The organism is Fretibacterium fastidiosum (assembly GCF_000210715.1).
In the GTDB taxonomy this organism is placed as follows: Bacteria; Synergistota; Synergistia; order Synergistales; family Aminobacteriaceae; genus Fretibacterium; species Fretibacterium fastidiosum.
This window is the reverse complement of record NC_021038.1, coordinates 947,519-956,874: the sequence shown is the minus strand read 5'-3', so window position 1 is coordinate 956,874 and position 9,356 is coordinate 947,519. Positions and strand designations below refer to the sequence as shown.

At 64.2% G+C, this 9,356-nt stretch carries 5 protein-coding genes and 1 tRNA gene; 3 read left to right on the top strand and 3 right to left on the bottom strand.

Annotation, left to right across the window (positions count from 1 at the left end):
* Positions 1-56 precede the first annotated feature (56 nt).
* A complete protein-coding gene (locus tag SY1_RS04225; protein ID WP_015556287.1) occupies positions 57-425 on the top strand; it encodes a DUF1667 domain-containing protein in 369 nt (122 codons plus the stop codon).
* Positions 426-500: 75 nt separating this feature from the next.
* Here SY1_RS04225 and SY1_RS04220 read toward each other — a convergent pair whose 3' ends face one another.
* The gene (locus SY1_RS04220; RefSeq protein ID WP_015556286.1) at positions 501-2,855 is read right to left on the bottom strand and encodes a WYL domain-containing protein; all 2,355 of its coding nucleotides are present in this window, start codon (positions 2,853-2,855) and stop codon (positions 501-503) included.
* 202 nt (positions 2,856-3,057) lie between these two features.
* Between SY1_RS04220 and SY1_RS04215 the strand changes: the two genes are divergently transcribed.
* Both SY1_RS04215 and SY1_RS04210 read left to right on the top strand, forming a co-directional pair.
* A tRNA-OTHER gene (locus SY1_RS04215) sits at positions 3,058-3,120 on the top strand.
* Positions 3,121-3,428: 308 nt separating this feature from the next.
* The gene (locus SY1_RS04210; protein ID WP_208872805.1) at positions 3,429-4,535 is read left to right on the top strand and encodes a slipin family protein; all 1,107 of its coding nucleotides are present in this window, start codon (positions 3,429-3,431) and stop codon (positions 4,533-4,535) included.
* Positions 4,536-4,593: 58 nt separating this feature from the next.
* Here SY1_RS04210 and SY1_RS04205 read toward each other — a convergent pair whose 3' ends face one another.
* Positions 4,594-7,314: a DEAD/DEAH box helicase gene (locus tag SY1_RS04205; protein WP_015556284.1), complete on the bottom strand. Its 2,721-nt coding sequence runs from the start codon at positions 7,312-7,314 to the stop codon at positions 4,594-4,596.
* Positions 7,315-7,326: 12 nt separating this feature from the next.
* Positions 7,327-9,051, bottom strand: a complete 1,725-nt coding sequence (locus SY1_RS04200; RefSeq protein ID WP_015556283.1) for a site-specific DNA-methyltransferase — start codon at positions 9,049-9,051, stop codon at positions 7,327-7,329.
* Between the last annotated feature and the right edge of the window lie 305 nt (positions 9,052-9,356).

The following is a 9,356-nucleotide window of genomic DNA, read 5'->3' as shown; positions in this document are numbered from 1 at the left end:
GCGATTTGGTATGAGCCAGTGCGTTGACGGGACCGGAAGGGATCGGTGGTGCTGGAATGACGAGGGAACGGAAGTTTATCTGCGTCTCCTGCCCTCTGGGCTGCGGGTTGACCGTGGCGTTGGACGGGGACGCGATCGTGAGCGTGAGCGGCAACAGTTGCCCGCGGGGCAAGACCTATGCTGAGTCCGAGGTGAAGAACCCCTGCCGGGTGTTTGCCTCCACGGTGCGGGTGAAGGGCGGCCGGCTGCCCGTCTGTCCCGTGCGGAGCCGGACCCCGGCGCCCAAGGGGAAGCTCCTGGACATCGCGCGGGCCGTGGGGGAGCTGGAGGTCCCGGCGCCCATCGCAATCGGACAGACGATCCTGAAGGGCGCCTGCGGCACGGACGTGGACATCGTCGCGAGCCGCGACCTGTCCGCTTTGTAGGCCCATCTGCGGGCGGGGGGAGCGCGCCGTGTGCGATGGTCGTTTAAGGGGGCGTCGGTTGACGGGGCGGGGGCGCTAAACCGCACCCTTCGTGTCTCCCTCCCCCTGCGGGGCCGCATGGCCCAGGAGGCGCGCCTGCTCCCGGACCCGCCGGCGCACCATCTCGACGAAGCGCTCCGGCCCCAGCACCCGGACGAGGGGGCCGAACGCCAGGACGCGGATCAGGAGCTCTTTCTCGTCCTGGGTGTCATAGAGGATGTGGAGCAGGCGCTCCCCGCTGGGTCCGGTTTGGGGACGGCAGGGGAAGCTGGCGAAGTGCAGAAGGGCCCGCTCCATGGCCTGCCGTTCCTCCGTCAGCAGCAGCACGACCGGCTCCGTCCGCGCTGAAGGGAGGGCCGCGCCCTCGGCTGCAGCGTACCTCGTGCCGAGGACGGCGCACTGGATGCGCGCCAGGTTGATCGTCTCTTCCCAAGCCGGTAGCCCTGGGTCGGCGCGCCGGGCGAGGAGGCGGAACCGGTCGTCCTTCAGGGAGTATTGAAGCCTTCGGGGCAGGAAGTTCCCGCGGACCTCGCGACCGTGCCCCGACGTGAAGCGCGCCCACAGGAGCCGCCCCTCCCGAAGGGACGTCAGGACCGTGCGAAAGACGCTGCGGTATTCCTCGTCCCGGAAGGGATCGGGGTCGTGGGAGCGGTCGAAGGCGCAGAGGTCCGAGGCCCGGAAGAGCGGCGCAGCCCCGCTCAGCCGGGCCTTCGCGCGGCGCAGGGCCTCCGGCTCCAGAAAGAGCCCCATCCGTTCGTCCTCCAGCAGCGCGGCGAGCCATCGCCGTTCCAGCGTGGAGAGCGGGCGGCGAACGGAGCGGAGACGGGGGACGAAGGCACGGTCGGCCCCCCTTTGAAAGAGCGGCCATTCCCCCTCCGTCAGGGGAGGGAGCATCAGGGCGGGGGTCTCGGCGAAGCCCCACCGGGCGACGCGCCGTCGGATCGCCTCCAGGGTCAGGGGGCCTTCCCGGTCGGCCCGCTCCAGCAATCGGGCCGCGATGACGTAGTAGCGCCCGAAGGCCTCGTGAAAGAGCGCGTCCGCTGCCCTGCACCGCCCGCCGTCGCTTGCGGCGTTCCCCTTCGAGCCGCTGCGGGCCGTTCTTGGCACCGAACCCTCCTTCGGCATCGGGCCGCAGGGGACGGACCCGCCGTCGCCGGAGTAGAGCGCCTCCATGCGGCGGAGGTCGTCGTGGAAGCGCCGCAGCATCCGTCGGTTGTCGCCTTTCAGGCTCAGAATCCGTCCCGTGAACGTCCGCAGGAAGGGAAGCATCTCCATGGAGTCCGACGCCCGCCGCTCGTAGACGATCGTCCCGTCGGGCCGCTCCGTCACACTCCCCCCGCGCCCCTCTCGTTTTAGGCGCTCTGCTACGTAGCGCTCCCTCCGTCCCTCCGTGGTCAGGACCATGCGCACCCGCTCCTCTCGAAGTGGGTAGGGAAGGCTGGCTCCCCACAGGCGGGGGAGGAGGGCGTCGAAGGCCTGCCGCTTGGCCTCGAAGTCGGGGACAGGCTCCCCCAGCCGCGCCGAATCCACGCGGTCCAGCCGGATCAGGGTGAAGCGCCCGCCCCGGTGCAGGACGCCGTAGCGCCGCCCGCTCTGAAGCCCGAACAGGGCCTTGACCGGCGTCCCGGAGACGGTGCGGTCGCGGAGCTTCAGGACGACCTCCCGACCCTCGGCCGTGGCCGTGAGCAGGGTCAGGAGGACCGCGTCGTCCAGCGTGTGGACCAGGAAGTCGTGCTTGAAGCGAAAGAGGACGTTGACCCGCCCCAACTCGTCCTGGATGCGGGCGCCGATCTGTCCGAAGGGAGCCGCCTCCGTGAATAAATCGACGGCCTCCAGCAGGTCCCCGCCCAGGTCCTCCGCACACAGGGGCGCGAGTCGGAACCGCTGGCGGCGTCCCGAATCGACCTCCTCCACAAGCCCCAACTCCGCGTACTCCTTCAGCTTCAGGCGCACCGTCGCGGTGCCGAAGACCTCGCCCCAGCGCTCCGCCAGGGCGTCAGTCGCCTCGTCCGCCGCGAGGGACGCACCGTCGCTCAGGAGGTCCAGCAGCAGGAAGTGGAGCAGAATGTCGTTTCGGGTGAAGCTCTTGGTCGCCCACAGGGCGTAGAGCGGGTTGCGCGGTTCGTCCGCGGCGTCCAGGCAGAGGGAGACGGCGCGGCCGCCCGGCGCGGGGGTGCGGCGCATCGAGTCGCCAAGCCAGCTCTCGATGCGCCGCCGCTCGTTGTCGTAGCTTCGCCTCGCCTCGTACTCCTCGCGGGTCCGGTAGCCGAACAGGTAGAAATCCCGAAGATAGCGGCGCGCCCGATCCAGGCTTTTGACAAGCTCCGAAAAACGCATCTCCTTTCCCCCTTCGTCCTGAAACGGGGCCTCCCGGCCCCTTTCGTTCAGCATACCATGCCGCCTCCCCCCGCGTATCCCAAAGTTCGCAAGTTTTTTTGAATGAACTTTTTGCCCCGATCGGTTATCCTGTATTCAGCGCGTCGGGGGACCTCAAAAAAGTCCGGCGGCGCCCTTGAGCACTGCTCCTGGGCGTTCCGCTGAGCCGCCGCGAGGAATCCTGGGGTTGCGGGTTCGAATCCCGCTCCGGTCGGGAGGCCGGATAGCTCAAAGGCAGAGCGCAGGGCTGAAGTTGCGGGTTCGAATCCCGCTCCGGCCGGGAGGCCGGGTAGCTCAATGGTAGAGTTGCGTAGAAACAAAACGACGAAGTCGGAACGATGGGATATGGCGCTTTGCCGGTTCGGTCGCAGTTTGGGCCGGACGCCCCTGAAACCGTCTCGAGGCGTCCGAGGCCCCGTCCCGGACCTGCTGTGGCCCAGGCCTCCCCGGTGGGGACGGCTCCGGCCCGGCGCGTCCCGGACGGAACGGAGCCCCACGGGGACAGAGGGGCGACGCCGTATTCCATCAATATTCAAGGACGCTGATTGACGAAAGGCGCGTCCCGGAATGAATTTTAAGGAGGAAAAAATGAAGATCACAGTCGGCGAGAACGAGCGCGCGTTTCTCTTTCGCAACGGTCGCTTCGTGAGGATGCTGGGAACGGGCAAGCACCGACTGTTTCGCTTTCTGGGAGAGGAAGTCCGTCGGCTGGACGTGAACGACGAGCCCCTGAACGCCGACATCCCGCTGCCGGTCTACCTTCGTGACGAGAACTTCGCGCGGGAGGTAGAGACGGTGCGGGTCTCCGACGGGCACGTGGCCCTGCACTACGTGGACGGACGCTTTGCGGGCGTGCTGGAGCCGGGGGAGCACACCTACTGGAAGGTGTTCAGGAGCCACGACTTCAAGCTGGTGGATACGGAGGACGATACCGCTACCCTGCCTCCGCTGGTCCAGGAGGCCATCCCGAACTCGCTCTGTGAGCGGGTGGAGGTCGATGCCCACGAGGTCGCCCTGCTGTACGTGGACGGACGCTTTGAGCGCCTGCTGGAGCCGGGACGGTACTTCTTCTGGAGAAACGGCAGGAACATCGACTGGACGCCCTGCGACCTGCGCATCCGCCAGGTGGACGTCGCGGGCCAGGAGATTCTGACCCTGGACAAGGTGGCCCTTCGTCTCAACTTCGTCTGCACGTACCGAGTCCTGGACCCGGTGCGCCTGTATCGGGAACAGGAGGACCCGGAGCGCCAGCTCTACGCGGCCCTTCAGTTGGCCCTGCGCGAGGTGGTGGGACACCTGCGGTTCGACGAGCTCCTGGAGCGCAGGAACGACCTGGGCTCCCTGGTCCTGGAGGCCCTGCCCCATGACGGAATCGTGGAGTTCGTCTCCGCGGGGCTTCGGGACATCGTCCTGCCAGGCGAGATCCGGGAGATCATGAACACGGTGTTGGTCGCAGAGAAGAAGGCCCAGGCCAGCGTCATCACCCGACGCGAGGAGGTGGCCTCCACCCGCAGCCTGTTGAACACCGCAAAGCTCATGGAGGAGAACGCCACACTCTTCAAGCTGAAGGAGCTGGAGTACCTGGAACGCATCTGTGAGAAGGTAGGATCCATCTCGCTGGACAACGCCTCCGGGATCCTGGAGCAGTTGCGGACCATGACCGCCCTCAGCGGGACGAAGTCCGACGAAAGGTAACTGGATTTTTAAGGTAACGCCAGGGATGGAGAGGGTGCCTCTCTCGTGGTATCTCTCCCTACAACCCGCGAGCGATGGCTTTGAATGCTTCTATATTACACGTGCCCGGCCAGCCCGGTTGTCTTTGCTGAAACACCATGTAGTAGCGGAAGTCTTTCCCTGCCGCGCTGGCCCATTTGTCCCCGGTCCAGGCTTTTTCCCGTGAGTCCGCGTTCTCCAAGTGGTCGCCCTTCGCCTCGATCATCAAGACTTTGCCACTTTTGGTCATTGCGATGAAGTCCGGGTAGGCGTGCAGGGGCCCGTTGATCTGAAACTCCCGCTTGGCGATGTTCCGGTGCCACCACAACAGGTTATCCATACCGGAAAGCTCCATCACCATGTCCCGCTCGTAGCCGTTCATGTCCTCCTCGGCGGTGTAGAGGGACTTTGCGATCGCCGCGGTGTGACGGACCGGAGAGATGACCTCCCGCAGACGAAAGGAGGGACGGCAGATGATCTTTCCCTGATTCAGCAGAAGCTCAAAACGCTTCCTTCGGTGTTCCGTCAGCAGCGCGTTGATCTTTTCCTGAATCTTCCTGAAGTACGGGAAGGGCGATTGCTCCATGTCCCCAAGCTGATCTGAGTCCATGTTCTCCACGACGCGCTCGACGTACTTTCTCAGGTCAACGTCGCTGATGCAGTTGATCTTTGACGAAAGCTGCTCGAAGATCGTCTGCCGACACACGGCTATCCTCACGGTGGAGGGCTGGGAGCTGAACCACTTTTTGAACTGGAGGCTATCCGCTTCGGAGAGCTTCCAGGCCCTGGGAGCCTCGCCCTTCGCCCCCACGTCCACGCCGCCGATCTGGGTGTTCATCGTGCTGAAGTCGATCATCGTGTCTTTGTTCCGCAACGTGAAGTCCACCGTCAGGTCCTCCGGCTCCACGATCTCATAGTTGGCGTAGTCCCCCTCGTCCAGGGAGAGCAGGAGCATCTCCTTCTGTATCATGAACTGCGGAAGGATCAGTTTCTGCGCCGTCTCCCGATACTCCTCCCGCATCGCAAAATACTCCATCTTCTCCCGCACCTCCACCGGAACGCGCGACAGGCCGCCGCCGTTTTTGCCGTCCCCGCCTTCCTCCTTCTCCATCTCCGCCTCGTATTTCGCGTTTTGCTCCAGCGCGCGGGCTAAGAGGTCATGACCGGGAATTTCGTCGGATATTTCAGGTTCCGACGAGCGATCCTCGTCCGGTTTCATCGCCTCCGCCACCCTGGTTTTCAGCGCGACGACGTCCACGTCCTGGTCCTCATTTGCCTCTGGAGTCTCATGGGCGCCCGATGGGTTCATTGAATCCGCTTCGGGGGAGATGTGGAGCTGCAGGGCGGAAGGTTGCGTGTCCGCCTCGGCGGCGGGCGCAGAGTCCTCCGCGCGGTAGTCCCGACTGCTGAAGCCTGCGTTGTTCAACCCTGCCACCACGCGCTCCAGCGTGTCGTAGAAGTCGGCCGACGACGTGATGACGTAGGAGAGGTTCAACACCTCGCTCTTGTTTTTTCGCGCGTGCGGAAGGCGCAGGACGCGCCCCAGTATCTGCTCCACGTCGACCGGCGAAGATCGGTTTGCCACCGTGGCCAGCACGTAGGCAAAGGGGCAGTCCCAGCCCTCCTTCAGCGCGTTGACCGTGATGATAAAGCGCACCGGGCAGTCCTGCGAGAGCAGGTCCACGCCCCGCAGCTCGTCCCGGTCGGCGGTCTTTATGGCGATCTGCGCCTCCGGGATGCCCGCATCCACCAGCGTGTCCCTGATCTTCTGGTATGTCGCGTTGTCCGTGCTGTTCTTCGGCTGGGCCTGAAACAGGGCGATGGGGCGGATGTACGCCCCGGACTTCTCCGAGGCGGCGGCCCGCTCCAGCTTCTCCCGGATGCTGATGGCGTCTGCGTACACGTCGCCCTGGGTTCGGCGGTTATAGACGATGACCGGTAGCTTCACCATGTGCTCTCGCTTCAGCTGCACGGCGTCCACGAAGGAGATCACGTTGCTCCTTTCCTTCGGTGTGGCCGTCAGCTCCAGCACGAAGCAGGGGTTGAAGTTCGCCAGCATCTCCCGGCTCAACTCGCTTTGGGCGTGGTGGCTCTCGTCCACGATCACCATTGGATTCATGCGGCGGATGACCTGTATCAGCGCCGTGTCGTCGGCCTCCGCCGATGCGCCGCCGCTTTCGGCCTCCTGCTCCCTGTAAAATCTGGCGAAGGGAGCCAGGTTCCCGTTCTCCTGATAGGCCTTTCGGCCCTCCTTATTCTTTGTCCGGAAGGAATCATAGGACAGCACGAAGACGGAGAGCTGCTCCGTCACGGCCACGGGGTTGAAGTTCTGGCCGTTCAGAAGTTCCTGTTTCGTATAGACCTCAACGCGGCCGCTGAAGTCCAGGTTCAACTGCTGGCGGTAGGGGTGGCTGGCGGTGGAGAGCGCCTGATGCGTCTGCGTCAGGATAGCGTCCGATGGCACGAGCCACGCTACGGCCCGCACGCGACGGGCGGGCATGGCATTGAAGACCCGGCGCACCGCGTTGGCAGCGATGAAGGTTTTGCCGCCGCCGGTGGGCACCTTCAGGCACACTTCCGGCACACCCTCCAGTCCGACGCGGTAGGTCGCCATTCCGCTTTTTCCGCCATCGGTCACGGGCACGCCCCGCTCCTCCCACAATCGGCGGTAGGCCTCCCTGCTGTTCTGCGTTTCGTTCAACAAGTCAAGGAAACGCGACAGATCGGCGAGGACATCCTGTTGATACGATTTCAACTCCATCTTTCGCGCCCCCTATATCTTCGTTATGTCCCGCGGGATTTTCTTAAATAAGACTCCGTATTTTTTCAGCTTGGCCGCCGACAAGGTGCAGATGTCCGCGTAGATGACTCTGGCAGCCGGCCCCGCCGGGAGCGTCCGCAAAAAGGCTTCGTCCAGGGCCGTGGGGCGGTCCGGCTCGTAGTAGAAATAGTACTCCGTCCCGTTCCATTCCCCCAGGCGCCAGGGGCTGGCGTCCGTTGGCGCCCCGGCCCAGGGCTGGCGCGTCTCCGTGTACCACACGTACTCCATCAGGCGCTCCGTCGGCGTCCTGGGGTTGATCAGGCCCTCCGCCGTCATCACCGTCGGGCCCAGCTCACAGAAGGTGAAGTCTCCACCCGTGCCTTCCGTGCCGCCGTAGCCGTTGATGACCCGGCGCACGCGCTCCGCCGTGATGCTCTCGGCGTAGTCCATCATCTCGACGAGGATGAACCGCCGCCGCCCGCCGTCGGCTTTGTTCATATTCAGCACGGCGTGGGCCGTGGTGCCGGACCCGGCGAAGGAATCCAGGATGATGGAGTCGGGGTCGCCCGCTATCTTCAACACGAACTCTACCAGCCGCCGGGGTTTCGGTGTGTCAAAGGTGGCCCGGCCGTCGAAGATGGCCAGCATCTCCTTCTTCGCCTCGTCGGTGTGCCCCGTCTCCGCGTAGGTCCACAGATTCGTCGGCAGACGTCCGCCCACGCTGTCGAGGTATGTCTTTCTCGTGATGCCGCCTTTGCCGCCCTTCGTGAAGTAGAACCGTGGCCACTGGCCCCGCTTGTACACCTTTCGCGCATCGGCGGCGGCCTTCTCCGGAGGAACCGCCAACACGATGGCCTGCACTCCGGGGCGCACCTCCTCCGCCGCCACGCCGCACACGATCGCCCGTGCCTCCTCGTCGTGGAGGTCTTGCAGCTTGTAGGCCGTCCACCCGCTCATGATCTCCAGCATCTGGTCCTGTCCGAAGGTCCAACAACGTCCATTTGTTGGGTAAATCATCTCGCCGGTAAAGGGGTGCTGGATGGCGTACACCATGCCCTGATGGGTGGCCGCGCCGGGCGCAAAGGGGTTATCAGAGCGCCACAAGGCTACGTCGTTGTCTGGGTTCCTATATTTTGCGTCCATCTCTTCCGTCCTTGGGAGTTTGTTTGGATTCCAGCCGGGACGCCGGCTGTAGGTCAGGATGTGTTCCACCTCGTTGACGATGCCCTTGGAGTCGTTGCGGGTGGAGTAGGTGCGCTGCCATGAGATATTGGACACGAAGCAGTCCGGGCCGAATATCTCATCACACACGGCCTTCAGGTTGGAGTATTCCGCGTCGTCAATGCTGATGAAGATCGCGCCGGCAGGGCTCAACAGGCGGTGCAGCAGCCGAAGGCGCGGGTACATCATGCAGAGCCATTTGTCGTGTCGGCTCAGGTCCTCGCCCTCTTTTCCCACCACCGCCCCCAGCCAGCGACGGATCCTCGGGTCGTTCACGTTGTCGTTGTACACCCAGCCCTCGTTGCCGGTGTTGTATGGCGGGTCGATGTACACGCACTTAACGCGACCTTCGTAGCGCGGCAGAAGGGCCTTGAGGGCCTCCAAGTTGTCGCCGCGTATGATGAGGTTGTCGCTCTCATCGGCCCCCACGGTGTATTTCTTCTCCAGCACGCGGAAGGGGACCTCCTGGTGGTGGTTGATCACCTTGTCCTTCCCGATCCATTCAAGCGTTGGCATGAGCTGTACCTCCGTTGGTTCGTTCGTTCCGCTCCAGATACGAGCCGTGCGGCCTGCTCTGACCGTGGCCGTGACCCCGCGTCGGCCTCTTCAGTCGGATGCCTCCCCCGTAAGGAGTAAACTCGATTTTATCACCAACCTTTGCTGTGTGATCGCCCCGATCGCCGGCACAAGTCGCCTCCCTTTTCCGGGGAGGCGACGACGTATTCTGGTTCGGGGAAGGTTGATTGATTGAACGCAGAGTTTCGTCAACGCAGGTTTTTGCGTGTTGACCCTGGGTTACGCGCAAAATGCGCTGCAAATTT

What these genes read in the sequence shown, in the direction of transcription:
- SY1_RS04225 (WP_015556287.1), top strand. Translation starts at nt 57, where the DNA reads ATGACGAGGGAACGGAAGTTTATCTGCGTCTCCTGCCCTCTGGGCTGC.
- SY1_RS04220 (WP_015556286.1), bottom strand. Translation starts at nt 2,855, where the DNA reads ATGCTGAACGAAAGGGGCCGGGAGGCCCCGTTTCAGGACGAAGGGGGA.
- SY1_RS04210 (WP_208872805.1), top strand. Translation starts at nt 3,429, where the DNA reads ATGAAGATCACAGTCGGCGAGAACGAGCGCGCGTTTCTCTTTCGCAAC.
- SY1_RS04205 (WP_015556284.1), bottom strand. Translation starts at nt 7,314, where the DNA reads ATGGAGTTGAAATCGTATCAACAGGATGTCCTCGCCGATCTGTCGCGT.
- SY1_RS04200 (WP_015556283.1), bottom strand. Translation starts at nt 9,051, where the DNA reads ATGCCAACGCTTGAATGGATCGGGAAGGACAAGGTGATCAACCACCAC.